Here is a 26,905-nt window from a genome sequence, read left to right as displayed (position 1 = left end):
ACGCCTCTAGTGGATGATCGATTTTATCGGATACTTTGACAACTTTGTAATCGAACTCATGAAACACCCAAGATACGAAGGCAATCCACAAGGTTCCCCTCGGATCGTAACCTACCAAAGAGGAAAAGTTCCTGTTGAAAATATTTACCAAGCAACTGATGCCAAAGGAAATCCAATCTCTTTTGGAATCGCAGACAAACTTCTTGGTAATGAAACCAACGCAAAGTTTTTGTACCTTTGGGACATTTGAGTTTAGGTTACCAATTGCATGTTATTTAATTCGATTCCTTATTTAATTTTATTTGCATTCACATACTTAATCTATTGGAACATACCACAAAAGGGGCGCAAACCCCTGCTTGTGATATCTTCCTTATTGTTTTATGCATACTTTAGTTTTCCGTTTTTATTCCACTTCCTCTTCGTCATCCTCATCAACTATGCTTTTAGCGAATGGATGTTTCGCAAAAAAGACAAAGGGGAAACATTTGATTCTGTATTGTATACAATTGTTATATTAAACGTAATCAATTTAGCGTTTTTCAAATACTTTTACTTTATCACCGACTCTTTGTATGGTTTAACAGGATATCCAAGTTTTAAGGAAATCTCTGGTTCCTGGAGTATCTTTTTACCCCTTGCCATTAGTTTTTATACATTTCAGATCATCGCAGTGCAAGTGGACATCTACCGAGGTGTCATCGAAAAAAGAATGTCCACAGTGGATTATTTTTTATTCATTTTGTTTTTCCCTCAACTGATTGCCGGGCCAATCATGAGGTCTCAGGATTTCCTTCCGCAACTTGACAACCCAACCATTGATGAAGACAGAATGAAAAAGGGAATCTTTCTCATCATCGGAGGTTTGTTTAAAAAGGTAATCATTGCTGAAAACATTGCTCCGATCATCGCTCCCCTTTACATGGACCCAAGCAAGTATGATAGTTTTTCTATCTTTTTTAGTGTCCTAGCATTTGGAATCCAAGTGTATTGTGACTTCTCTGGTTATACAGATATGGCAAGGGGATCGGCCAATTTACTTGGGTATGAGATTCCTGAAAACTTCCAAGGTCCATTTTTATCCCAATCCTTTCGTGAACTATGGAGCCGTTGGCATATCACCTTATCTTCCTGGTTACGTGATTACATATACATTCCGTTAGGTGGAAGTAAGGGATCCATTTTCCGTTCCAATTTAAATTCCTTTATCACAATGTGCCTTGGGGGTCTTTGGCACGGTGCCAACTGGGCATTTGTGATTTGGGGAGCCTATTTGGGTGCTCTCATTTGGATCGAACGTTCTCTCTACTTACACCGAGGCAAAAAGAAATTCATTCCGGATAATTTCCCCTTGGCAGGTTTCATCCGTACCATCGTGATCTTCATCGTTTTTACTTTTTCGGGAGTTTTTTTCCGTGCGGCCGCAAGGGGTTCCGAATCACTAAACGTTGCCTATGAAATCTTTAAAGGGGTTTTGACCCTTCGCAATACAGGGGATACACTGAGCCGTGTGGATGAACTCCCTACTTTCATTGCACTGGGCCTTATGTTCAATTGGTTCCAATACTCTCCTTTTGTGTATGAAAAACTAAAACCATATCAGAATGTATTACTCCCCATTTTATCCGTTGTGATTTTACTTTTACTCGGAATTTTTGGAGATGGTGGGCAAGATTTTATTTACTTCCAGTTCTAACAAAAAACAAAAACCGGGTTCGATTGGTTCCCAAAAGAAATTCGTTTTTTTTCTTTTGGTGGCCATTGGTATGGGTTTCGCTTCCTGCACTCCGAAGTTAGGATGGATACGCACCCTCCCCAGCTCATTCCCGAGAGACCAAGACCTTCCTCTTGGATTCTATGACAGGCCTACGGAAAAAAAATCAGCAATGGGTTCGAAATCATTCCATTTGTTTTGGAAGGAAACCATCCAAATTGTATCGGATACAGAATTCAAAAAAACTTGGCGAGAATGGAAGGTATACGAAGACCATCTCCAATTCCGTCAAATCATTGGCAAGGGCCAGTTTGAAAAATCAAAGGATTGGGTTTTACTTTCCACAAAAGAAGTGAATACAAAAGAATGCCGAGTGGAAAAAATACCGAACCTAAAAGCCAAACGTTTGATCCAAAAGATTCCCTGCGAAATGTTTTCATTGGATGTTACCAAAAAATACCAACACAACTTAGTGTATTATTATGACGGTAAGTCTTTGTATCCATTGCAATATGAATCTGGGTATGAAGAAGCAAACTTTGGAATTGCTTGGGAATCTGATGAACCCTACACAAAAACGAAACTATTTGAAATTGCTAAATTGAAGTATGGAAAAAAAGAATTCCAACCCCACGTGTATCATCACGTGAAGTTGGATTGATTCGAAGAAGAATCAAAAAAAGGGTAACCATCTCTAGAAAGAATCATAACAGTATTGATTAACGGGCAGCAACCACCGCACATGCCTTCGCAAATTCCTTTGCTTCCATTTGGGCTTTTTCTTCGAATTTCACAATTCCGTGGCTACGAAACGCTTCACTTGCTTTTTTCGCATAGAGTGATGCTTCACAAAAATTTCCTGCCTTTGAGTATGCTTGGCTTGCTAAGTATTGGATGGATGCGAAACTTTTGTGTGTTTGCATTCCAATCGCTTCTCTGATTTTCAGAGCACGATCATAATGAGTCGATGCTAAATCGAATTCACCAATCCCTTCTTCTTCGTTTGCCATTTTTACCAATTCATTGGAGATCACAACAAGGGTTTCGTTGTCATATTGTTCGACGAGGGATGCCACTTCTTCATTCGCGAGCGTTGCCTCTCCTGCAAACGCTGAGTAGTTGAGTAGAGTGATGGTCATGAGTAAGAGTAGTTTTTTCATATTCCCTCCGAACGAACTGTTCAATGGAATAGATGCAACTATCGTGCCAAGATACGAATCGCCTTGAAATGGCCAAACAAGAGGGTTCTAGCGATTTGCAATCCCTAACCAATCGGGAAAAAAAGAAAAAATTGCTTAAAATTTATACAAAATGACTGGTTTGCAAGAAATTGACAGAAAAAAAAGGGGAACTTTGGGAAGGGTTGTGGTCAGTAAATCCACTGCCCGATGCCCCTCCAGGCAGTTGGATTTTTGGTTCCATGATGGAAAACGAAAATGAGAAACTAGAGAGAACTGATCTTTTATTTGAGTTCTTCGTCAGTGATTTCCAATTCTCTTTGTAAGAAATCATTTAGGTCCATAGAACGGTAGTGGTCTCTATCCCCATCACATTGGCGCCCTCCCGGCACAGCCAAAGTTCGGCCCGCAATGGTAATGGGTTTGAGGAATAAATTCCCAGTAACGGGGCAATTGGGACCAGGAGAAAGACCGTTAAAGGCACAAGTAGCCCCTTTTACCACATCACTCGGAATCTCTTCCGCCTTTCCATTCGGATAAAAACTTGGGTAAGGTCCTTCGTTATAAAACCGCGAATACATTTTCCCCCAGATGGGAGCCGCAACTCCCGCAGCTGTCACTCCTTTCCCGAGGGACAGGGAGGATTTATCAAATCCCATCCAAACAATGGATGTGTATTTAGGGTCAAATCCTGCATACCAAACATTGGTATAAGAAGAAGTGGATCCTGTTTTTCCACCTGATTCCCCTTTATAATTCCCTTTATCCGATGCCCGAAGTGCTTGGGTTGGTGTTCCCCCCATTGCCACACCAATTAACATTTGTTTAATGATATAAGCAGTGGCTTCTGGAATGATTTGGATGGTACCATTTTTGGCTTCTTCTGCCAAAGTTTCTTGCACTTCTTTTTCTTTATTGTAAACAACCGTTCCACTTTGGTTCAACACATAACGAACGCTAAACGGGATTACATCTTTTCCTTTATTGGCAAGGATTGAATAACCCAGTGCCATTTCATAAGGTGTGAGTTCTGCCACACCTAGTGCAAGTGCGGGTCCAGTTGGGAAACGAGATTTGTTTGTTTTGGTGACTTTGGATGCAAAATCGATAACAGAGTCTGTTCCTGTTCTCATAAGAACTTGGACAGAAACGATGTTGAGTGATAAAGATAATGCTCTTGAAAGTGGAACCATCCCACGAAAATCACCCGAAATATCTTGTGGTGAGTATCCTTCCCCTTCTTCCGTAATTGTCGTTAGAGGAGCATCCATGATCCCTGTTCCCGAACCAACAGCACGGTTTTGGATTGCAGCTGCATAAACAAAAGGTTTGAAAGCAGAACCAGTTTGGCGCCTTGCTTGCATGGCTCTGTTGAATTGATTTTTAGGTGAAAATCTTGATCCACCAACCATGGTTTGGATATAACCAGTTTGGTGGTCAATGGTGATGATGGCACCTTCCACATGTAAGTTGGAAGAAAATACCAGAGATGATCTTTGGAATTCTTTGACAGCAGCACTTTCGTTTTCAGAAGGAATGAAATCAGTTAACAATTCAAGTGCTGGTGCCATTTCTTTTTCTAAATGCAAACGAAATACTTGTCTATCATCAAGACTTGTCACATAAGGAACACCCACAGGAAAAATGGAACCAAACAAATTGTATAAGGAAACTAAACCGCGGTCAGCACGACCCGCATAACGAAAGTTTGCTCCAAATGCATACTTATCTTGTTCGATAAGACCTTTTCGAAGTTCTTCATCAGCGATTTCTTGTTTTCTTACATCCAATGTGGTATAAACACGAAGTCCACCTGTATACAAGGCTTCTTCACCTAATTCTTTTTCTAAAATTTGGCGTACCCATTCAGTGAAATAAGGTGCCCTGTTGAGTTTGGCACCCCATGTGGAACGTGAAGGAGATTGTGTGATGACAACAGGCCAATACCGATCCCAAAAATCATCATGGATCTTTTGGACTTGGTCTTTTGGGATAAATCCATTTTTTGCCATGAGGCCAAGCACTACCATATGGGCTTGTTTGGCTTCTTTTGGATTTTTGAATGGAGAGTAAGTCACTGGTGCTTTCGGAAGCCTAGCAAGCATCGCCGCTTCCGCAATACTTAAGTCCCTTACATCTTTTTGAAAGTATACATTGGCCGCAGATGACAATCCTGTTGTTCCATGACCCAAATAAATTAAGTTAAAATAGATTTCTAAGATTTCTTCTTTGGTATACTCTTGTTCGATTTGTAAGGTAAGAAGGGCTTCTAAAAATTTTCGACCAAAGGTTTTTTTCCTCTGTTGCAAAATCGTTTTTGCTAACTGTTGGGTTAAGGTAGATCCCCCCTGGACAATTCGTCCTGCAAAAATATTTTTTATCGCTGCACGAACAATGGCCAAAAAATCGATTCCAAAGTGGTTAAAAAAATTATCATCTTCAACAGATAAAAATGCGTGGATCACATGAGGTGGGATATCACTATATTTTAAGAGTTCCTGTTTGTGTCGGTACAACTCTGCGATGAGCACCCCATTGGTATCATATAGTTTGGTAGGAGTTGTAGGTTGGTAGGAGGCAAGTTTTTGTAATTCTTTTCCTTTGTTCACCTCAGAGAGGATGTAACCAAAAAATAGTCCACCAAGTAAGGCAATGCTAAAGAATGTTGTAATGGTGATACGTAAGGTTTTTTCTTTGTTCATAGTCATTATAGATGGAACCTAAGTCCTTCTCTCGCTAAATGAATTTTTAATTTCTTTTCACCTAATTGCTGTTTATGCAAATTGGCACTTTCATAAATTTCATAAATTTTTTCGTCTGAATAACTTGGTTCGTGGTGGGTGAGCACTAAGTTTTTAACACGCCAGGACGAGGCACAATTCACTGACATCGTATAAGCCGTATGACCCCAATCAAATTTGGAAAACGATTCATCCAAGGTATATTGTGTATCTAAGATCAAAAGGTCAGCATCAGCAAAAAATGGCAAACACTCATGGATGAGGTCCATGTCTGCCCCTGTGAACTCAGCATCTGTTGCAAAAATAAAAATTTTTCCAGCACGATTGGTGAACTTGTATGCAAATGAACCTCCTGGGTGTTTGAGTGGGTAACACTCCACCTTTAGTCCGGAAGGAAATTCCAAAACATCCCCAGGGAAAAACAGTTTGAACTCCTTTGCAGAACCAGTTCCATCCAAAGGCACTGGAAAAAACTCTGGTTCTTGTTGCCTTTGCAGTCGTTTTTCTAAATCAGAATACGGAGAATAAAAATGCAGATGGAAATCAGGGAAATAAATCGGTTTGAAAAACGGAAGTCCCTGGATATGATCCCAGTGGGTGTGGGTGATGAAAAACGAAACTGTTTTTTTCAGTTGGTTTGTGAAGTATTCGGAAACAAGTTCATCCCCTAAATTGCGTAATCCCGTTCCCATATCCAAAACATAGGTTTCCCCATCGTCATCCGTCACCGAAACACAGGTTGTGTCAGATCCTGTGACAAATTTTAAATGGTAGGGAAGATTTTGCCAAAACTCGTCCGCAGATCCTTCAGCCCCCGATTGTTTGTAGAGGTCAAGAATCTCAGTTATCTTTTTGCGGTAGTCTTGGTTTCGGAGTGGGCTCGCAATGGAACCGCGGACTCCGTAGAGTTGCACAATCACTTCCTCGATGCTAGGAAATCGACTTTCCTTGTCACTCAAGATTTACGATCTTGAATTTATGGCCTCTCGTACCCCAGGATATGAACTTCGATTTGGACCTCCCATGGTTCCCGTAGTCCGCACACTCATCTTCATCAATGTGATTTGTTTCATTCTGCAACTTTTGACAAAACTCACCTTACAATCTCCTTTAGCGGAACTCTATTTGGGTCTCTCTCCAGAACTTGTTTTCCGAGGTTGGGTATGGCAACTCGTGAGTTACGCCTTCTTACATGGAAGTTTTTTACACATCCTTTTTAATATGTTAAGCCTTTGGATGTTTGGATCTGAACTTGCCGAGGTATGGGGGGAACGTGCATTCCTTAAATTTTATTTTTTCACTGCATTTCTCGGTGGGATAGGGACCATCACGGCTCAATTTTTTGGAATCCCACAAGGAATCGTTGTCGGAGCGAGTGCCAGTATCTATGGTCTCCTCGTTGCTTATGGGATGACATGGCCAAATCGTGAACTTTTGGTATTCCTCATCTTTCCTATGCGTGCCAAATACTTTGTGATGATCGTGATGCTTATGGTACTTTTTGCCCAAGGAGAACGAGTGGCACACTTTGCCCATTTGGGTGGAGCCATTGGTGGGCTCATTCTGATGAAACTGTACACAGGTTGGCGTGGGACTAAATCCTCCCTTCCCACTTGGTCTTTATCTCGATACCTACAAAAACGTAGGTTTATGCGGTATCAGGAAGAAATGGCAAAACGAGAAAATGCAAAAACCAAAGTGGACGAACTTTTGGAAAAAATTTCAAAAAACGGAATGGAATCTTTATCTAGAAAAGAACGTAAGTTTTTAAACGAAGCTTCGCAAAAATACTTCAACGAGTGAGTTCAAAAGTATTCTTTTTCCCACCCACTCCACCAAGATCGCCTTATTATAATTTGGCGATTGAGGAATCCATTGCTTTGCATATGGTAAAATCAAATCTTATAGCAGGGATCCGGTTATGGAAAAATCCTGATTCTATCATCCTTGGTCTTTCCGAAAACCCATATCGCAACATCAAAGAACATGTGGTAACTGCTTACGAAACCGAAGCAAAAGGGATTGGATTTGGAAAAAAACCAAAACCAAATTTTTGTTATATCGCAAGGAGAGCCTCTGGTGGTGGGACCGTCTTCCATTCAATGTCAGGAAATATCAATTATTCTTTGTATTTTAATTTAGAAGAAAGAAAGGAACTCTTTCCGGTTAAGGATAGTTATGACCATATCCTCGGGATCATCTCAAAATCATTATCACCCCAAAACATCCAATCCTATCCCAAGGGAAAATCAGATCTTGTATTGGAAAAGGATGGTGTGTTTAAAAAAATTTCAGGCAATGCACAGTTTCGAAAACGAAATTGCATTGTCCAACATGGTACTCTGATCTTAGAAGAGAGTCTCATCGCCCAAGTTTCTGAAGTATTACACCATCCTCCTGAAGAACCGGATTACCGAAAAGAGAGGACTCACAAAGATTTTTTAACCTCACTCCCTTCCTTTTTTTCCGAAGAAAAATGGGCAATTGATTTGGTTCGGGAAGTTTTCCACTATTTAAATCTGCCCTCACCCACCGATTTTTCAAAAATTTCCTTCTTTGGAAAGGACTTTTCTACTTTTCGGAAACAAGTGCTCAGAGAATCTGAAATTATTCGCAAGAAGAAATACCAAAATCCAGAATACACACTCCACAGAGAAATTCCGACATGAGTTATTTAGAAAAACAAGATCCTGAAGTTTACGCCGCTTTAAAAAAAGAAGACGAAAGACAAGAACATTCCCTCGAAATGATTGCGAGTGAAAACTTTGTTTCCCGTCCTGTTCTCGAAGCTTATCATTCTACACTTACCAATAAATATGCGGAAGGATATCCTGGAAAACGATACTACAATGGTTGTGAAAATGCCGACAAAGTAGAAGAACTTGCCATTGAAAGAGCCAAAAAAATGTTTGGTGCCGAATACGCAAACGTTCAACCTCATAGCGGTGCTCAGGCGAATATGGCAGTTTTCCTTGCCACTCTTGAGCCAGGAGATAGTTTCCTAGGGATGAATTTAGCACACGGTGGTCACCTAACACATGGTAGTGCAGTTAACATCAGCGGAAAGTACTTTAAACCAATCCCTTATGGTGTGGATGAAAAAACTGAAACCATCAATTATGATGAAGTCGCAAAACTTGCCAAAGAACATAAACCAAAACTCATTGTTGTAGGAGCTTCTGCTTACCCTCGTATCATTGATTTTAAAAAATTTAGAGAAATTGCAAATGATATCGGTGCCAAAATCATGGCAGACATTGCACATATCTCTGGTTTGGTGGTAGCTGGCGAACACCCAAGTCCAATCGGCGTTTGTGATTTTGTGACTACCACAACCCACAAAACACTTCGCGGACCTAGAGGGGGACTTATTTTATCTTCTGCAGAAAATGAAAAGGTATTAAACTCTCGTGTGTTCCCTGGAATCCAAGGTGGACCACTCATGCATGTGATTGCCGCAAAAGCAGTCGCGTTTGGAGAAGCTCTCCAACCAGAATTCAAAACCTACATCAAACAAGTGGTGAAAAACGCAAAAACATTGGCGGAAGTTTTCCAAAAACGAGGTTTCCGGGTTGTATCAGGTGGGACTGACAACCACATCGTTCTCCTTGATGTGTCGGTAAAAGGACTCACTGGAAAAGACGCTGCAGATGGACTTGATCATATCGGAGTCACCGTAAACAAAAACGCAATCCCCTTTGATAAAAACCCACCGGCAGTTGCTTCAGGGATCCGACTTGGGACTCCAGCTCTTACCACTCGTGGACTCAAAGAGAAAGAAATCGAAGCCGTTGGCAATTTGATTTGCGATTACTTAGAACATTTTGGTGATGTGTCTTACGAATCCAAAGTGAAAGCGGCAGTGAAAGAAATCACAGATGCTTTCCCAATGAAAAACTTCCGATTGGAAAACTAATTTTTTACCAATTCAAAATTTCTCTCCGTTCCGTATATCCATCGGATAGCGGATCGGAGAAGGACCTTTCCACCATCTCGATAGAATCCTTTCCATAAAAAACAAGTGTTGATGCCCGTGTGCCGTAGTTAGGTGTTTTGATCCGCACTGACGAAAGATACCTTTCCCGCTCTTTGCCAATGCCTGTATCTGGCAAAAGATGTTCTTCTTTTACAAGCTCAGAATCATTTAAAGAAGAAAACATTTCCAGTTCGAGTTCTGTTTTTGAAATGTTACCAGAGGTCCAATCGGAAATTTTTTCGATGATTTGCGATTTCAATGTTTCTGTTTTGGGCCACTTGGTATTCCAACTGGCATTACTCACTGCATGGAAACCTGCATCTACGAATTGCGTAGAAAAAGGATCCCCACCAACCGCGAAAGCTTCCTTTCCATCAAAGAGAAACAAATTGAATCCTTCAAAGTTTTCTCTTTCTGAATCCACTTGTTTTGCAAAGTCGATTGCTTGCACGGACTCATCTTCTAAGAACCGAGTCACAAGTCCTCCTCTGGATTTAGGATGGGGATGAGGGGGTTTTCGAAAATTGCGAACGTTTGTTAAGAAGGCAAGTTTTCCAAATGAATTCACACCAAGCCAGGTCCCACCTGCTTTTAAATCCTTACCAGCAAGAATCTTAGGATTCGTTTCCCAGATATGCAAACCTTCTGTTGGTCGCTCAAAAAATTCATCTCGGTTGGATGCGATGACAAGGGGAAAATCAGGATGAATCCTAAAGGCAATCACAACTAAACACATTTCCCACTAAGACATTCCAGACTTTACGAAAAGAAAGCGAAAAACCTAAGAAATATTTGGATTGAACCCCAAAAACCATATGAAAACGTGAATTGCATTACGTTATGAAAGCATTGGAAGCCACAAAAGCCGTCTCTATTTTCCAAGAATCCGTTTTGGATTGGCATAAAAAAGAAGCCCCACACCCCAATCCATATCCGGATGGCACATTAGAATTCACCCTTTACCAAAAAAACCACATTGATACCATACAGTGGCACATTGAAGACGAAATCCGTAGGCCGGACATTGCCTTAGAAGAGGTAGTGGCTCTCAAACGAAAAATTGACAAACTCAACCAAGACAGAACCGATATGGTAGAAAAGTTAGATGATTTTGTCATTGAGATGTTCCGTTCCGTTACACCAAAACCAGATGCAAGGCTAAATTCTGAATCTCCGGCTTGGTTACTTGACCGGATGAGTATCTTAGAATTAAAAATATTCCATATGGAAGAACAAGTGAACAGGAAAGATTCTTCTGCAACCAAAGAACATATCGAAAAATGCCAATCAAAATTAACCGTTTTACTCGACCAAAGGGAAGACTTAAAACAATGTTTAGAGGAATTGTTTGATGATTATGCAAAAGGGATCAAACGAGTCAAGGTTTACCGTCAAATGAAAATGTACAATGACCAAAATCTAAACCCATCTCTTTACAAGAATCAAAAATGACAAACCTTCTCGTACTTCGGTTTTCTGCAATGGGTGATGTTGCTTTGATGACACCAGCTCTCATTGCAATTGCAGCCAAATATTCAAATATTCAGTTAACGGTTGTTACAAGAGGAAACTTTGCTCCATTTTTTTATAATATCCCCAACTTAAACGTTTTAGGCATCAATCTTAAAAAATACAAAGGGCTTTTGGGTTTGTGGAGGATGTACAGAGACATTGACAAACTTGGTCCATTCGGAAACGTGATCGACCTACATGGATCTGTACGGTCCAGACTCATTGCATTTTTTTTCCGATGTAAGGGAGTTCCTTATGCTAAAATCATCAAAGGTAGAAGGGAAAAATTAGCACAAACTAGGCGATACAATAAAAAATTAAACCAACTCCCTCACACTGTAGAACGGTATTTAAATGTTTTCCGTAAATCAGGTTATGATGCTCCCATTCGAAAAGGCCCTTGGCTCAATGTAGATGGTGAATCCAAGATGTTTGCGAAAGACTATTTTAAATCCATAGGAATTGACAAAAAGGATGGCCAATGGTTTGGATTTGCTCCATTTGCAGGACATGCGTTAAAAGAATGGAGTTTCGAAAAGTGCAAACGCCTTGTCGAAGTATTGGTCACAGAATTTCCGGGTTGCCATGTGTTTTTATTTGGTGGTCGTGATGAAGCCAAAGAACTTGAAATTTTGAGAAACAACCTAACACAAGTTCATATCGTCCAAGGCGGAAATTTAGGTATCCGTGGTGAACTTGGGATTATGGATAGGCTCGATGTAATGATAGGAATGGACAGTTCCAACGTTCACATTGCTGCTTTATTAAAAAAACCAGTGATTGGAATTTATGGAACCACTCACCCAATTTCTGGTTTTGGACCATTTGCCCAAGAGGATTCAGGAGTTTTGCAAGTTGATTTGCCTTGTAGACCATGTTCCATTTATGGGAACACAAAATGTTGGCGTGGTGACCATGCTTGTATGGAACTCATTGATCCATTGGATGTTGTGAGACGAATTCGCCTCATCCAAAATGTAAACACTCTATGGTAATGTCTTAATTTTTTTGTTGGAATACTTGTTCTTAGTAGGTTTGCGATGTTTCAAAAAATCGGAAATATGATGATTCGCCTAAGTAAACAACTCACATCAAATTCCATTTCCATTATTTATAAAATTTTACTTTCGGTTCTAATCATTAACTTTTCTCTCTCCCAAGTAAAGGCCGAAGAATTTAGTACGGAATTCCAAACAATTGAACTCCCGTCACCTAACAAAAAAGACTTCGAAGAACAAATCAAATGCCCTATTGAGACTTGTAAACAGATCAATTACACTGCAGATGGAAACTATTTGAACGAAGTTTGGGAAGAACTTGGCAAAAACGGTGGAAAGTTAGTCATCAATTTGTTAGATTCTCCTATGAAAATCACGGAACCAGGGTTGGAGGATATCACAGAATACCTCAGGGAAATTGCAAAACGAGATGGGCATGTGAGTTTTGAGCCGTTTTATATGGCGACAAGAGCAATTGGGATTGCAGATGTCCCCGTCGTAAAGGATTTGTTTGGACTTTCGTATAACTTATACAAACGAATCCGTTCCTTTGTCAAATTTGGAAGGATGGAACATTACAACGCAAAAGTATTATACCACCCAACGAGTGGAAAGATATTGCAGATATTTTTTTTCCATAAAAATTATGGAAATCTATGTGAAACTGTTTACTCAACTTGTGATCGAATTGAATATATTGATGATGAACTGTTTGATAAACAACTTTCCTTACGTTTAAGTGAACCAAAACCAAGGGGAATTGAAGTTCGGTTTGGTCAAACACAAGCTGTTCTACCACAAGCGAAATTGGACATAGGAAATTTACTCGATACCAATCGTTCCGCAAGGTTATACAAATGGCTGATCATTTCTAAAAAAACAGAAACAAAAATGGTCACAAGAGAACGTTTTTTAAGCCTTGAACTTGCAATCAAAGCTTTGGATTATACTTTGAGTGCATACGAACTCGTAGAAGCCCTCCAAATGTACTTACCTGCCAGATCCAAACAAGCCGAAGTAACCTATGAAGAAACAGAAGAAGGAAAACAAGTTCGGTCCGTTATCTTTTACCCACTTCCAAACAAAGAATCACCATAACATTCCATCAAAATCATCAAATTTCAAATTTTCTTTTGTCGGTATTTTACAACCAAAACAAAAACGAAACAGGCGAGTCCCGCAGAACTAGGAAAAAGTGTAGTTGTTAGGTTCCATTCAGCCAAAGCCAAGAGGACCAAACTGTTTCTGATTAAAAATAACAAATAAAAACCAAGTGGTTCCGAATGAGGCAAAACATAACCCTTTCGAATCGTGGGTATGAATCCAAGGGAATCGGCAAACGAAAGGACAATCACAGCAGCAAGTGGACTCGAAAAATAAAACCAAAAGGGCAAACTAGAAAGTGCTAAAACAAAAAAGAACCAATCTGATTTTGTAATTTTGATCTCCCCTCTTTTTTGATAAGCATAGAGTGCAACAAGAAGAGTTGTGAAACCAGAGATAGCGATGGGTATTGTTCCGATCCCTCCTTTGCCCACAAGTTGTGCAAAAAACACAATACAAGTTGTCAATCCCCAGATAATCCAAGAAAATACATGGGGTTGGACTTTCCCAGATTTGATACCTTTTAAGTACGGAACGTACGCAAGTAATGTGATTCCTACGGCAATTGCACTGAGAAACGATCGGATTTCAATTCCCAATCCATTGGTCATTGCATAAAATCAAAAAACAAATCGAAGATAGTCGTTTTTTTGACTTTCCCCTTCATGGCTTCGATGACTTTTCCATACACTTCTTCCATAACATCCACACATTTTTCCATCTCATGGCCTGAGGCAATATGTATGGATTGTTTTGAAAACTTAGCATACATGGTAGGATTCCGAACGATTTCCAATCCACCTTGGGCAATGCCTTTTGCATCAAAGGATTTTGCGATAAAACCATTTTCTCCGTGCCGAATGAGTTCAGGAAGAGCAAAGGCATCCACTCCTACTGCAGGAAGTCCACAAGCAATCGCCTCTAGAACTACCAATCCCTGTGTTTCCATTGTGGAAGCTGTTAAAAATACATCATACTGTGGGTACACATCGTGTAACACTGCATTGGGGACAAACCCTTTGAACTCAACTGAGTTTTCGATGCCTAGATGTTCTGCTTGGCGTTGTAAGGAAGGAATGGCTGGTCCTTCTCCAATGATGGTGAGAGTTGCTTTGGGAAATTGTTCATGAATGAGTTTGAAAGCATTGATCACAATATCACAATTTTTTTCGTATGAGATACGACCCACATGTAAAAACTTTGGTGCATCTCCATTTAAGTATTCCTTTGGTTTACCTTGGAATCGTTTGAGATCCATACCATTGGAAACAACGGTAATCGGGCGTGTGATTCCATATTGGATCAATTGTTCTTTGATGAGATGGCTTGGTGAGATCACCACATCACATCTATTATAGATATCATTACAAATTTTAAGAATGATTTTTTTGCGAATATTGAAATTATCAAATTTTACAATTTTATCAAGTTCTTCGATGTTTAACTTTTTTTTGAATTTGTTTGCCTTAAAAAATAGTTTATCGAGTTTAAACAGGCGATAAAAAGAAACATACATCTCTTGTTCCGCCATGAGTGTATGATAGGTTCCAATTGTCGGAACTCCAAATCGTTCGGCAGCATTCACCGCATAGAGTCCGAGTAGGCCAGGTGTGTGGATGTGGATGAGATCGGGTTTAAAGTCTTCGATGATCCGTTTGATTTTTCCAGGAGAAGGCAAAACCACCTTGATATCAGGGTAACTTGGCAAATACCCAGACCGAAAGCGGACCACCTGGATATTGTCTGTCATCCGATCAAAGTCTCCATCCCCGTATTTGGGAGCACAAATGCAGAATTGGTGGCCTCGGAGTGCCAAAAGCTCAGAAAAATTCTTAATGGAAACAGCTACCCCATCGGTTTTTGGCAAAAAAGTATCGGAAAAATATAAAACTCGCAACTGTTACCTCTTTACAAATGAGAGAAAAAGATTAGTCTCATCCAAAGTTATGATTTACCGACTCTATCGTTCGTTTCTTGCCTTGTCCATCATTTCCTGTGCACTTTCTGTTTCTCTAAGCCAACTTTTCCTGCTCTTATCTTTCGTATTTTTCCTATTTCTAGATGAAAAACCCAAACTCACAAGTAACTTAGTCAAAATTCTTTTTGTTTTTTACCTTTGGCAAATTGTAACCGTTTTGTATCATTTTGCAGCGGTCGGATTTGACATGAACTCCATTAAACAGGCGTTTCGTGATGAAATGAAAGATATCTTCCTTGTGACCGCTTTTGTTTCTGTGCAAGGCATCAAAAAAGAAGACAAATCCTATTTATATAAAACCTTTTTTATTTTTTCGCTAGTGATTGTTTTTACAGGCTTTATTTCCATTTTTTCAATGACGAGGCTTTCAAGACTTATTTCGGATCTGTACAAATCCTCTAGTTCTTGGCCCTACCAACACCATTATGGGAACATTGGTACATTGAATATCTATCTTCCCATTGGACTTATGAATACACATTTAACCTTTGGTGGGTTACTTGCGTTTATCTTTCCTGGTTTTGTGTTTAGACTTTATGATTCTTGGTACAATAAATCTTCAAAATTAAACATTGCTACGCATTCAGTTTTACTTTTACTGGTTTCTCTTGTGTTTTTATTTAACAACGCAAGGTCATCCCTACTAGGAGCCATGGTAAGTGTCAGTTTTGGTATTTACATTTTAATATTTATCGACAAAGACATTTCCAAAAAAATGATCAAACGCACAAGTATCATTCTGCTTGGATTTTTGATTCTATTATTTGTTGGTTACAAAAGCACAAGTGCTGTCAAGAGAGTTGTTGACCCTCTGTTTGGTGGTGAAAAACACACAGACTCTGGACGTACATTCATTTGGGACTCAACATTCCCACTCATTCAAAACAATCCAATTTTTGGGATTGGTTCTGGAAATTACCAAAAGGAAATTGAAATCTCAAGGAAAAACAAAGAAAAGGAAAACAGAGAACTTGCCTTTTTTTACGAAGTGACCCAAAGGGGTCATGCCCATAATGATTATTTTCATTTAACAGCAGTCTTCGGGTTCCCGCAAACTGTATTGTATTTAATTTTATTTGCGACGATCCTTTACCATCTCTTAGATTCCCAAATTCCCAAATCGATTCGTTTTATGACCTATGGCCTAGTTGGATTTTTTGCCTCTGGACTGCTTCAGTGTTATTTCCAAGATGATGAAGTTCTTATTGTCTTTTATTTTTTATTAGGTTATTTGAACTATCATGTGGAAAAAAATTTGAATTTAGAAACTTCACAAGAAATTGGCAAAGTAGGATAATCGTATGGCATTAAAAAAATTATCTCCAAAAGGCGAATGGTTTGTAGACCCAAGTGGCAGAAAAGTCATCCTTCGTGGTGTCAATTTAGGTGGAGATACAAAGGTACCATATCCGAATGGTGGAACCCAATTCCCAACTGATTTTTCAGACCATAAGGAAGTGAGTTTTATTGGTCGACCATTCCCTTTAGAAGAAGCAGAATCCCATTTCACTCGTTTAAAATTATGGGGATTTAATGTTTTACGTTTGTTAACCACGTGGGAGGCAGTCGAACATAAAGGTCCTGGTGAATATGATGAAGCCTACTTAAACTATTTCACAGAGATTGTTCGCCTAGCAGGAGAATACGGATTTTATGTTTTCATTGATTTCCACCAGGACGTTTGGTCCAGGATGACAGGTGGAGACGGAGCACCAGGTTGGATATTTGAAAAATTGGGAATCGATTATCAAAAATTATCGGAAGCTGATGCTGCCATTGTTATGCAACGGGCGTATGACTACTCTAATCCAGGGATTAGACAAGAAAATAATTACCCTACCATGTGCTGGTCACAAAACTATCGTTATGCTGGAAATGGAATTTTATGGACGTTATTTTTTGGAGGTCGTGACTTTGCCCCTCATTTTTTAATCGATGGAAAAAATGTACAGGACTACTTACAGGACCATTACCTGGGTTGTATGAAACAAATTGCAGAGAGAGTCAAAGACTTTGATTTTGTTTTGGGTTTTGATTCCTTAAATGAACCAGGCAAAGGATTCATTGGTAGAGCCATGAATGATCGTGGTTTGATCAATAAAGAGGAAGACCCTGCGAAACCTGGGCTAGCTTGGTCACCAATCGATGCTTTGTATTCATCCCATGGACATTCTGTAGATTTACCATACCTAACTCTTAAAGTTTGGAAAGGTGGATTTGTTCCTTCAAAAACTGTTACAGTAAATCAAAATCAAGTTTCCATTTGGTTACCTGAATCACCAGGTGACCCGTTCCAATTAGAAGGTGCTTATACCATCACAAAAGATGGAACACCTTTTATTGAGAAAAATGATTTTTTCCAACAAGTAAATGGGAAGGAAATTGATTTTGATCGGGATTACTTAATTCCCTTCATGCGAACTGTCGGTAAAACCATACAGGCAATTCGAAGTGATTGGATGGTTTTCATTGAACGGGAAGCATCCGATGCTTTTACAAACCCGCATCTCAATGGAGAAGTACCTCCCCTATCAGTGAATGCTGCCCATTGGTATGATATACTCACGCTTTTATTCAAAACCTTTTTGTATCCCATCGCGATTGATACACTTACGAAACGACCCGTTTTTGGTAGATCAGGTATTGAATCGATGTACATTCGCCAGCTAACGGGAATTAAAGATACCGCGAATTCGGTCCCGGGTAAAATTCCTAGTTTAGTCGGAGAGTTCGGGATACCATTCGACTTACAAGGTGGGAAAGCTTATAAGGAATGGAAAAAAGGAAACCATTCTCCAAAAATTTGGAAACGGCATGTCATGGCACTTGATGCGATGTACAATGCAATGGACAGTTTATTTTTATCCAATACTCTCTGGAACTACACAGCTTCCAATGAAAATGATTTGATGGTGGGTGATGGCTGGAACCAAGAAGATTTGAGTATTTACTCAAAAGACCAAGTCATTCCGGGTTCTGATCCAGATGTGTATGGAGGGGGGGGACGAGCCATTGAAGGGTTCTGTCGACCTTACGCTGCAATGATCCAAGGAACTCCCATAAAGATGGAATACCAATTGGAGACAAGGGAATTTGTTTTGGAATGGATCTCTGATCTTGAAATACCAGAACCTTCTCTGATTAAAATACCTAGATTTGTTTACCCAAATGGCGTACAGATTGTACTTTCTAATGCTGAAAAAATTTCCGAAACAAACGGTGAATTGACAGTCAAAGGGAATGGGGGCAAATCTTCCGTTACCCTAAGGCCATTATGATTGATTTAAATACCTTACTCCAAAAATACCCTTGGGAAGAACCTTGGAAGTCTATGGGTAAACACATGGACAACCTTTGGGAATTTGATTTGTCCATCACAAGAGAAGAAGTATGGCCTTATTTGATCGATACCTCTTCCTTTAACAAAAGGATTGGCTTACCTAGATTCCAATACCTGGAAAAAGAAGGTAAACTTTTTGGTAAAACAAAACAAGCTGGGTTTCAATTAGAATGGGAGGAGGTCCCTTGGGAATGGGAATACCTAAAAGAAATTGGAAATGCGCGAATCTACAAAAGAGGTTTTGCCAAGTATGTTCGTATCAAAATCCTCGCCGAACCTCTTGGGGAATCAAGATGCAAAGTTTATGTTTATTTAGGTGCCATACCCCGCAATTTTTTCACTAAAAAAATATTAGAGATCGCCCTCCCACGACTAAAGGAATCCTTTCAAAAAGGATTTAAAGAAATCGAAGAAGAAATTAAACTTAGAAAACCAAAACTGCAATCTATAAGTGGAAAGGAAAAAACTTTTTTCCCCGAAGCACAGTGGATCCATCCAGAAAAATTAGATAAACAAACACCTATCCTTGTCGAAAAAGGAATTCAAAAAGAAACCATCGCAAAAGTATTTACTTGGATCAAACAATCTCCCGACAATGAGTTGGACCGAATTCGCATAAAATCCGTTAGCAGACTTTTGGATTTAAATCCAGACGAGGTTTTATTTTTATTTTTGCATGGTTGCCGACTAGGCATATTTACACTAAGTTGGGACATTGTATGCCCTCATTGCAGAGGTGTTCGAACATCTTTAACAAAACTTGGAGATATGCCAGCAAAAGACCAATGTGACGTTTGCGAAATTGATTTTGATACAACTGGAGTAAACTCAATCGAGGTAACATTCCATCTCCATCCAAGTGTAAGGATTGTCGAAAAACAGATGTATTGTGCTGCAGAACCTGCAACCAAACAACATATTCTGTTAACAAAACGAGTTGGTGGTCGTAAATCTTTTTCATCCAGTTTGCTGATTGGTTCGGGCGTATATCGACTTAGAAAAAAAGGTGAAAAAAAATATCGATTGGTAGAGTCAAAACAAAGTCACAACCAAACTGATATTTTGTGGTTACCTGAGACAAATGATGAAGAAATAAAGGTGATCCCAAAACCAAATTTGGTATTTGAAAATGATTTGGAAGAAGATGTAACCATCGTCTTAGAAGAAAGAAGTGAAGATCAAAATAGTTTGCGGCCTTCTGAGATTTTTGATTACCAAGAATTCCGGGATTTGTTTTCTGAAGAAGCAATCGCGACGAATTTACAATTGGATATCGGGATCAAAACAATTTTGTTCACTGATATTGTTGGCTCGACCAAGTTTTATGAAACGGAAGGTGATCATGGAGCCTTTTTACAAGTACGCGAACACTTTATCAAAACCAATCAAATCATTCAAAATTTCAGAGGTGTGGTTGTAAAAACGATCGGCGACGCAGTGATGGCTAGTTTTTCTTCCCCACTCCAAGCCCTAAAAGCCGCTAAAGAAATGCAGGAGTGGTTTCATCCAGAAAACAAACACACTCCCGTGCGGATACGGATTTCGATCCATACGGGCAATTGTTTGGCAGTAAACCTAAATAGTAATATCGATTACTTTGGAAACACAGTCAATTACACTGCAAAAATTCAATCGGTTACCAATTCGGGTGAAATTTCCTTTAGCGAAACCATATTTAGAGACAAAGACATCCGTGAGTATTTGCGGAACAACGACATCAAATTAAAAAAAGTGGAATTTCCCCTTCCCTGGGCAAACCGAACTGACTTTGTATACATTTGGAAAGTATAAACAAAGTCAGGTTGTGGTTGGATCAATTGGAGGGGATGGGTGGGACAGGAGTCGAAATAAAATAATGAAAAATTTGGGATGGCTCCGCCTTTTCTTGAACGATTGTCACGACTTTATACTTTTTCTTGTTCTTGATTTTTTCTTCATCTATGTTATCATGATTTCCGAATTCGATTATTCTTACTGCGCCTTGATTATTGAAATTTGTAGTTAATGCACAATCTAGATATAGGATTGGTATTTTAAAATTTTCACAAACATCAGTTTTACATGACTGTTCATAATACCATTGGTTTTGATCATGAAAGAATTTTCCTGAACCAATCAATCGGCGTTCATGAGGAAGTTTATCCGGTCCACCTTCAAAAATTTTCAAATTCCCTTTCGAATCAATATGATAAAATAATGTTTGTTGGTCATCTCCCATCCAGACTTGATTGAAAAATATCTTATCTAATTTTGATTTTTTTACCTCTTCCAAAGTTTTATAACAGCTCAGTTCTTCTTTTTTACGCAAGCAGGTTTGATTTGTTTCTGGATTTGGAACACAACCCCTTTCTGTAAGAATCGTGATTGGATCCTCTTCCTCAGCTTGTGGTACGCTCACTTGCTTCTCTTTACAAAAAGTAAACATATATAAAACAATAAAAAATAGGATACTAGGTTTCATTTGGATTTTTCCTTGTCTGTGGAGTTAATTCATGAAATTCAGATCGTAACAGATAATCTGCATTTCTTGCTGGGAACTTAATCGACCTCAACTTATCTTTTATTTCTTTATCAGTAAAATTTTCTTTTTTTAATCTTGTTTTGATATTTTCCAGTAACATCGCATTCGTCTCCAATGTGATCCATCGATTTTGTATTCCGGATCCACCTGCTGATTCTGAAATTAAGTATTCATTCACTCCTAGATCTGGATTGAATTTTTTACCGATCACAATGTAGATATGGTCGGACTTCATCGCCGCTCTTTTTGTACCCTCAACTAATTCCATTTTCCTCGTAATCCCAATCATACCCACTTTTAATTCAGGGATCACTCCCTTCTCTTTATGTGCATTCAAATCTTTTTCTGTGGTTAGCCTTTCTGATACCAATTTGGAAAATCCTCCAGCCTGTCGAAAGAATTCTACTCCATTTTGATGGACTAAACCAGATTCATACTCCGCATTCATTCGTTCCATTTCCTCAGGAGTTAAAAATACATCCGAATTCAAATTGGCGAAGCCCCCTCTATCGGTGAGGCCTGCCGCATGCAAAACAGCTCCAATGTAACGGATACAATCTGTCTCTGTTATTTGGCGGAATCCATCATCATTTACCGTATTTACACCAGAGACGTCTTGTTTTCCATCTTTTAATACATAACGTCCATATTTTATTAAGCTCTTTAGGTTTTCACCCAAGAGTTTTGCGACGTTTGCAGTGTGTAAGGCGACAAGTTCGTCACTAGAAAGATCCACTTTTTTTGTCGCTTCACAGATTTCATTTCCCAGTCTTTGAAAGTATGCTTGTTTGGTTTCTATCTTTGGATCATAGGAAACCTTTACATCCGTAAGGGCAACTTCGGAAGTTAGGTAAACCGCAGTTTCCGTTCCAATTGGTTCGATAGAACGCGATTCCCTAAGTCGTTTGTATTCATTTAAGGACTTTTGGACTGCCTTTGTCATCGGAACATCTTTGCCACCACGTAGCGCTTTGATTTTGGCTTCAATTTCCGTGGTATCCACACCTGCTTGTTTCAATTCATAAAGTTTTTTTTCTGTATCAAGTCTTGAATCCTTTTTATAGTCATCTATGATTTTCGTTTTTAATTTCGTGATTCTATCGGTCTCTTGTGTAGAAGGCGAGTTAGTTGCATTATTTCCTTGGGAAAGAGATTTTTGGGTTTTGTACGAGTCAAAAAAACGACCAATGGAAGTCCCTAAATTAAAAAATCCTGATTTGACTTTATCAGCGATTCTGCCAAAAACAGAACCATTTGCGGATACCTGAAAAGGTGAAGTTCCAAGATCATTTCCATTCAAATTCAATTGGTTTGCATCAGAAATTTGTCGATTGCGAAGTAAATTCACAAGTCCAATTCCACCGACTAGAACTCCACCTAACATTGATAATTGACTAAGTAAATCTGAAAAAGTATCTTCTCCCCCATTTTCCTGAGTGATGATAGAATCTACCTTACTATCACTTAAATCCTGTGCTAAATTGATATTTTGGTTAGCAAAATCATAGTCTTCCAATTGAAACCCATTGTTTCCAAAAGTTGCAACTCTCACACCATTTAACTCGGAAGATGTGGATATGCCAGCCCTGTCAAAGTTCGCAGTTAATCCAATCCCCGTTTCTGGGTCTGTATAACCAATGCTACCACTAAGGCCCGATCCTTTTAAGTCATACATCATGGAATAATTCCAATCTTTCCTAGGACCTTCACCTTTGGGATTGTATTGGACCCCTACATTCCATGCTTGATTGGAAGTAAAATCTCCTGTGAGTTGAACTCCATCACCGATGGACTTGGATACCTGAAGGGAGGAATTTCCTTTTTCAGAAACACTCAAACTGATATTACTTGTCGAATTTCCAATTCCAATGGTTCCACCCCATCCTTCTTCTGCACTGTATTTCACTCCAATTCCAGGGATTAATCCTTTGAGAAATCCCGATTGGAATTTCGTTCGTTCCCCAATCATTCCACTTAATACACCATTGGTGAATCCTGCGACAGCCCCCTTCGGACCTTCATGGCTCCCAGCAACTGTCTGCACGATGGTTGTGGAAATCACTTGTCCCATCTTTACTGTAGCAGGGATCACACCTTGTGTCACGAAACTTGCCGCCTTTCCAACAGAAGATAAAACCGAATTGACACCTGTTAAAGCACCACTAGCTCCCATTGTTATCGCTAAAGAAATGGCGTTTACAACGGATTGTCTTGCCGCTTTCGATTTGGCTTTTTGATTTGCCTTATCACGCTCGCGATTGCCATAAGAAATATCTACGCTTTGTTTTAGAAAGGATTCATCAATTCCTGTTAGCCTGGAAATTTCTTTTGTTAGGGCTTGTTTTCCTAATTCTGTGACAACTGTCTTTCCATCCGTATAATCCAAAAACGAAGATTGGTATTGTGTTCCTGATGCTTGCATTCCAAAACCTTGTTCTGTATATTGAAAGTATGTGGCGACTTTAGAATCAGGTTTTATATTCCGAGAATGGATCAATTGGTTTGTGTCTTCCAACAAAGAAGCAATTTCGGCTTCATTGATCCCTGTTGCTACCATGGCGGTTTTGATCATCCCACCATAGGCACCAATTGATTTTGATTGAAGATCGGAAATCTTATTTTCCGATTTCCTACGTTTTGATTTTTTGATTTCTCTTTGGTTGTACTTGTCCTCAATCACTTTCGACATGATATCTAAATCAATTCCCGTAACCGTTGCGATCTCATTTGAAATTGCGTTCTTTGCCATTTGCACTTCGTTTGCTTTCAGATCAGCAATTTCCTCATGTCTACCTGAAATTTGTTCTTTTAATGCATCATATCGCGTTTCACCAACTAAACTTTTTGTATGAGTCAGGACACCCCCAATTGCTAAATTGATGGGAATGGTGTAAATCCCTCCTGTAGAATGATTCAAAAATTGCATTCCATGTGATATCGATTTACCGATAACCGTTTCAATTGCACTCATCGGATTTTGCACGGAAACAAAATTGTCCCTAGATTCAATTTTCTTAGCTTTCAATCTTCCTCGCATGAACTCAATGGCCATGGTTGCTTTCTGGATATCTGCCTCACTTCCACCCGAAGCTTGGATCCAAACTTTTGCCAATTCACTATTAATCGAAGATTCTATTTTACCTTGCATGGATGCCTTTATGCCTTTTGTGCCATCACCTAGATATGCAAGGACAATTTCTTGCATCAGAGAATCTTGGTTTTCTTGTTTCTCTTTATTTGCATAAAATGTTTCCATATTCCTTTGATTTTGAAATTCAATGGATTGGATATTTGAAGCAATTGTTAGTTGGTCATTCGCCAAAGATTTTGTTAAAAATTGGTTTGATAGTTCGTTTTGTTTCTGAGTCAAAAGATTCCAATCTTCATCTGACCATTCCACAAAAAAATCCTTTCTATCGGAAGATTGGATTTTTCCAATTTGGCTCAATTGAAAATGACGATTCGTCTCCATTTTGGAGGCCGTATATTCACCTTCTTGGTTTTTGACTCCTAACATCCCATCATAAATTTCTTTTCGTATGGTTACATTTTGGCTTTTATGATTGATTTGAATTTCGTATTCTTTTTTTAATAAATGGTTACATTCTGCCCGATTCGGATTTTCATAACAAAGTCCAAAATTCTTTCGTTCCTCCGCTGAAAGTGTTTGATAATCATAGTTCCCAACCAGTATACTTTCCTCTTTTGTGAAGGATCGACTTTGCAATAAGTCCTGGTTCAGTGAATAAACCATTTGGTTTAAAAGTTTAGTTTGTTCTTTTTTTTGGAGAGCCTCCAAATCATAATTCATCTGCAAAACATTTGCATATTGATTTACACCAGTAATGGTCCGTTGGAATTCCGATAACAAAGTTTGTTCGCCAACGGAAACTTCATTTGTTCCTTTCCAATCTGATAATTCCTCAAATGACTTTAATCCTTTTTCATCAAAATTGGAGACCAAAAATTCATTTGGTTTGGAAACTTCTTTAGTCGGACTTACAAGAACAGCTTCTCCTTTTTCATACAATTTAAGCCATGTCTCGTCCCCCTCTTTTTTTTCTCTATCGATTTGGCTTAGCCAATTCTCTTTGGAAACCTCCAATCGTTCAATATTTGCAATTAAATTTGTTTTGGCTTCATTTTTCAAATTTTCTTTGGCATCTGCCCAAGTCCGAAAGTCATCAGCATATTGTTTCACTTTCGATTCCCAACTTCCGATAGCAGGTAATAACCGATTTTGGAAGTGATGATTTTGTGAATTTAGTTGTGAGTAATTCTCATTCCAATACTGTGCAGAAGTAGAAGAAGTTTCGTCATACATCTCAAACAAAATAGAATAACCGATAGCGCCCATTTGGCGATAAAATGTTCCAGAAGGGAAAACGGGAGTGGTCCTCTCCATTTTCCAAAATGCATAATAAAAATTTCCATCTCTCAATAAATTTCCGTTCACATTTGTTGCGCTATCAAATGGAATGGGAATTCCTAAAATCTCATCATTATTCAAAAAATGATGTACATCTGTATATAAATTAGAACCTAACATGGAATTGACTCTACGTCCAGGCCCTAACTTTTCATTGATCAAACTCACCAATCGATTTTCATCCGAATGATGGATTGACTGGAAAATTGCTCTTAAAAACGGATCATGAATTTTATAAAAATTTCCAATTTTTTCATCAGTTTCAATCCTCCAATTTTCATACTTTTGGTCTGGTGTGAGCGCATGGTACAATTGAGTGCGTAAAATCCAATCGGCAAGTCCCAAATCAAAGTTAGATTTCGTTTGATCTAAATTTACATTGAGTCCAGTTTGATAAGTATAAATTCGATTTTGAAAGTACGAATGTTCCTCTAAGGCCAAATTCGATTCTATACTAAGAAAATTTTGAATTTTCGTTGAAATTAAGGTTAAAATGGAATCTGGATTTTCATTTGATGAAATCAATTCTTCAGATAATTCTGAAATTAGTTTGGATAAAATTTTACCAGCTTCATTAAAACTTCCATCGATGTTTTTATATTGGCAACCTGTAGCAATGCCACAATTGACTTCCAATCCATCCTTCAATTGAGAGACCATATAAGAAATGACACTCTTAACTGTTTCCTTGTATTCACTAATCGCACTTAAATTGGTTTGGAATCGGTCTTCCGTTTCTTCAATTTTAAATAAATATGACTCGTAATCTTGTTTCAATAACTCTAATGAAGTAGCAAACGCATCTAGACCTTCCTGTTTTGAATTTTCCCATTCATATTCCCATTCTTTTGCGGATTGTATGATTTTTTCACGATTTTCTAACTGTAATAATTCTTCTTTAGTATATTCATCGTAAATTGTTTCCAAACCAATCCTTTCCAAATACAATTGGTCAACTTTGCCTGTCTCTAGTTTCAACAAAAAGGCATCTCGATTTTCGAAGTAATCACCAAAAAGTTCCCTTTCCCATTCCGCATACAGAATGGATACCTCAGATACTAATGATCGTTTTCTCTCATCAAGATAACCTTCATTGGAAATGATCAGATCCGAATCAGTTTCATTTGCCAAAATACTTTCAATTCGATCATTTGCTTCCCTTAACCAAGAATTGATTGATTCCGCCAACATCTCTTCCACTTTGAAATCCCAATCTTCTAATGAACTTGAGAAGTATTGGTATGCATAAAATTCTGCATAGTTTTGCTTTTGGTAATTTGGAACTTCCCAAGTATCTGTGATAGAATCTGCAAGAACTGAATGAAAAATGAAAGAAAACAATACCAATAAGGACAATAGGATGGATTGGAAACGTTTGGAAAATTGTACCATAAAGGGCCTCTGCCCCTAAGGG

20 protein-coding genes are annotated in these 26,905 nt (G+C 38.8%); 12 read left to right on the top strand and 8 right to left on the bottom strand.

From position 1 onward, the window contains the following. Window positions 1-13 precede the first annotated feature (13 nt). From LEP1GSC202_RS14765 to LEP1GSC202_RS14755, 3 genes are read left to right on the top strand one after another with little or no spacing between them, the layout of a single operon-like run. Window positions 14-250 carry a hypothetical protein gene (locus LEP1GSC202_RS14765; protein ID WP_015678436.1) on the top strand — a complete coding sequence of 79 codons (237 nt, stop codon included), beginning with the start codon at window positions 14-16 and terminating at the stop codon, window positions 248-250. 18 nt (window positions 251-268) lie between these two features. Continuing rightward, window positions 269-1,696: an MBOAT family O-acyltransferase gene (locus LEP1GSC202_RS14760; protein ID WP_015678492.1), complete on the top strand. Its 1,428-nt coding sequence runs from the start codon at window positions 269-271 to the stop codon at window positions 1,694-1,696. Further along, on the top strand, window positions 1,662-2,375 hold the full coding sequence (locus tag LEP1GSC202_RS14755) for a hypothetical protein (protein ID WP_015678432.1): 714 nt from the start codon (window positions 1,662-1,664) through the stop codon (window positions 2,373-2,375). The genes LEP1GSC202_RS14760 and LEP1GSC202_RS14755 overlap by 35 nt, the downstream gene beginning before the upstream one ends. Window positions 2,376-2,433: 58 nt before the next feature. Here the strand turns inward: LEP1GSC202_RS14755 and LEP1GSC202_RS14750 are convergent, their stop codons facing one another. The 3 genes from LEP1GSC202_RS14750 to LEP1GSC202_RS14740 form a co-directional block, all read right to left on the bottom strand. Then, window positions 2,434-2,874 carry a tetratricopeptide repeat protein gene (locus tag LEP1GSC202_RS14750; RefSeq protein WP_015678496.1) on the bottom strand — a complete coding sequence of 147 codons (441 nt, stop codon included), beginning with the start codon at window positions 2,872-2,874 and terminating at the stop codon, window positions 2,434-2,436. Window positions 2,875-3,176: 302 nt separating this feature from the next. Further along, window positions 3,177-5,594, bottom strand: coding sequence for a penicillin-binding protein 1A (locus LEP1GSC202_RS14745; RefSeq protein ID WP_039929134.1), 2,418 nt, complete (start codon window positions 5,592-5,594; stop codon window positions 3,177-3,179). A gap of 5 nt (window positions 5,595-5,599) precedes the next feature. Continuing rightward, complete coding sequence (locus tag LEP1GSC202_RS14740; RefSeq protein ID WP_039929108.1) at window positions 5,600-6,553, bottom strand: MBL fold metallo-hydrolase; 954 nt, start codon at window positions 6,551-6,553, stop codon at window positions 5,600-5,602. Between the two features lie 58 nt (window positions 6,554-6,611). Between LEP1GSC202_RS14740 and LEP1GSC202_RS14735 the strand changes: the two genes are divergently transcribed. Genes LEP1GSC202_RS14735 through glyA form a run of 3 tightly spaced genes read left to right on the top strand, consistent with a single transcriptional unit; the run spans window position 6,612 to window position 9,549 of the window. Next, the gene (locus LEP1GSC202_RS14735) at window positions 6,612-7,436 is read left to right on the top strand and encodes a rhomboid family intramembrane serine protease (protein WP_039929133.1); all 825 of its coding nucleotides are present in this window, start codon (window positions 6,612-6,614) and stop codon (window positions 7,434-7,436) included. Beyond that, window positions 7,433-8,302 (top strand): lipoate--protein ligase family protein, encoded by an 870-nt coding sequence (locus LEP1GSC202_RS14730; protein ID WP_015678474.1) that lies wholly within the window; start codon window positions 7,433-7,435, stop codon window positions 8,300-8,302. Before LEP1GSC202_RS14735 ends, LEP1GSC202_RS14730 begins: the two co-directional genes overlap by 4 nt. Continuing rightward, window positions 8,299-9,549 carry a serine hydroxymethyltransferase gene (gene glyA / locus LEP1GSC202_RS14725; RefSeq protein ID WP_015678540.1) on the top strand — a complete coding sequence of 417 codons (1,251 nt, stop codon included), beginning with the start codon at window positions 8,299-8,301 and terminating at the stop codon, window positions 9,547-9,549. Before LEP1GSC202_RS14730 ends, glyA begins: the two co-directional genes overlap by 4 nt. 4 nt (window positions 9,550-9,553) lie before the next feature. Here glyA and LEP1GSC202_RS14720 read toward each other — a convergent pair whose 3' ends face one another. Further along, window positions 9,554-10,345, bottom strand: a complete 792-nt coding sequence (locus LEP1GSC202_RS14720; protein WP_039929106.1) for an NRDE family protein — start codon at window positions 10,343-10,345, stop codon at window positions 9,554-9,556. Between the two features lie 104 nt (window positions 10,346-10,449). On the opposite strand from LEP1GSC202_RS14720, the gene LEP1GSC202_RS14715 reads away from it, so the two are divergent. Genes LEP1GSC202_RS14715 through LEP1GSC202_RS14705 form a run of 3 tightly spaced genes read left to right on the top strand, consistent with a single transcriptional unit; the run spans window position 10,450 to window position 13,217 of the window. Then, window positions 10,450-11,061, top strand: coding sequence for a DUF4254 domain-containing protein (locus tag LEP1GSC202_RS14715; protein WP_015678479.1), 612 nt, complete (start codon window positions 10,450-10,452; stop codon window positions 11,059-11,061). Next, window positions 11,058-12,116, top strand: a complete 1,059-nt coding sequence (locus LEP1GSC202_RS14710; protein WP_015678544.1) for a glycosyltransferase family 9 protein — start codon at window positions 11,058-11,060, stop codon at window positions 12,114-12,116. The genes LEP1GSC202_RS14715 and LEP1GSC202_RS14710 overlap by 4 nt, the downstream gene beginning before the upstream one ends. 45 nt (window positions 12,117-12,161) lie before the next feature. Continuing rightward, window positions 12,162-13,217 (top strand): hypothetical protein, encoded by a 1,056-nt coding sequence (locus tag LEP1GSC202_RS14705; protein WP_015678465.1) that lies wholly within the window; start codon window positions 12,162-12,164, stop codon window positions 13,215-13,217. A gap of 23 nt (window positions 13,218-13,240) precedes the next feature. Here the strand turns inward: LEP1GSC202_RS14705 and LEP1GSC202_RS14700 are convergent, their stop codons facing one another. Together LEP1GSC202_RS14700 and LEP1GSC202_RS14695 are read right to left on the bottom strand one after the other, a co-directional pair. Further along, window positions 13,241-13,834: a hypothetical protein gene (locus tag LEP1GSC202_RS14700; RefSeq protein ID WP_015678523.1), complete on the bottom strand. Its 594-nt coding sequence runs from the start codon at window positions 13,832-13,834 to the stop codon at window positions 13,241-13,243. Beyond that, window positions 13,831-15,120 carry a glycosyltransferase gene (locus tag LEP1GSC202_RS14695; protein ID WP_015678453.1) on the bottom strand — a complete coding sequence of 430 codons (1,290 nt, stop codon included), beginning with the start codon at window positions 15,118-15,120 and terminating at the stop codon, window positions 13,831-13,833. The genes LEP1GSC202_RS14700 and LEP1GSC202_RS14695 overlap by 4 nt, the downstream gene beginning before the upstream one ends. 49 nt (window positions 15,121-15,169) lie before the next feature. Between LEP1GSC202_RS14695 and LEP1GSC202_RS14690 the strand changes: the two genes are divergently transcribed. Genes LEP1GSC202_RS14690 through LEP1GSC202_RS14680 form a run of 3 tightly spaced genes read left to right on the top strand, consistent with a single transcriptional unit; the run spans window position 15,170 to window position 20,332 of the window. Then, window positions 15,170-16,498, top strand: coding sequence for an O-antigen ligase family protein (locus tag LEP1GSC202_RS14690; protein ID WP_015678437.1), 1,329 nt, complete (start codon window positions 15,170-15,172; stop codon window positions 16,496-16,498). A 4-nt stretch (window positions 16,499-16,502) separates the two neighbouring features. After that, on the top strand, window positions 16,503-18,479 hold the full coding sequence (locus LEP1GSC202_RS14685; protein WP_015678490.1) for a glycoside hydrolase family 5 protein: 1,977 nt from the start codon (window positions 16,503-16,505) through the stop codon (window positions 18,477-18,479). Further along, a complete protein-coding gene (locus LEP1GSC202_RS14680) occupies window positions 18,476-20,332 on the top strand; it encodes an adenylate/guanylate cyclase domain-containing protein (RefSeq protein ID WP_015678515.1) in 1,857 nt (618 codons plus the stop codon). Before LEP1GSC202_RS14685 ends, LEP1GSC202_RS14680 begins: the two co-directional genes overlap by 4 nt. Before the next feature lie 22 nt (window positions 20,333-20,354). On the opposite strand, the gene LEP1GSC202_RS14675 is transcribed toward LEP1GSC202_RS14680, so the two are convergent. Further along, window positions 20,355-21,002 carry a hypothetical protein gene (locus LEP1GSC202_RS14675; protein ID WP_015678475.1) on the bottom strand — a complete coding sequence of 216 codons (648 nt, stop codon included), beginning with the start codon at window positions 21,000-21,002 and terminating at the stop codon, window positions 20,355-20,357. Continuing rightward, the gene (locus LEP1GSC202_RS14670) at window positions 20,992-26,883 is read right to left on the bottom strand and encodes a TIGR04388 family protein (RefSeq protein ID WP_015678469.1); all 5,892 of its coding nucleotides are present in this window, start codon (window positions 26,881-26,883) and stop codon (window positions 20,992-20,994) included. Before LEP1GSC202_RS14670 ends, LEP1GSC202_RS14675 begins: the two co-directional genes overlap by 11 nt. Between the last annotated feature and the right edge of the window lie 22 nt (window positions 26,884-26,905).

Source organism: Leptospira yanagawae serovar Saopaulo str. Sao Paulo = ATCC 700523 (genome assembly GCF_000332475.2).
In the GTDB taxonomy this organism is placed as follows: Bacteria; Spirochaetota; Leptospiria; order Leptospirales; family Leptospiraceae; genus Leptospira_A; species Leptospira_A yanagawae.
This window is presented reverse-complemented; position numbering and strand designations above follow the sequence as displayed.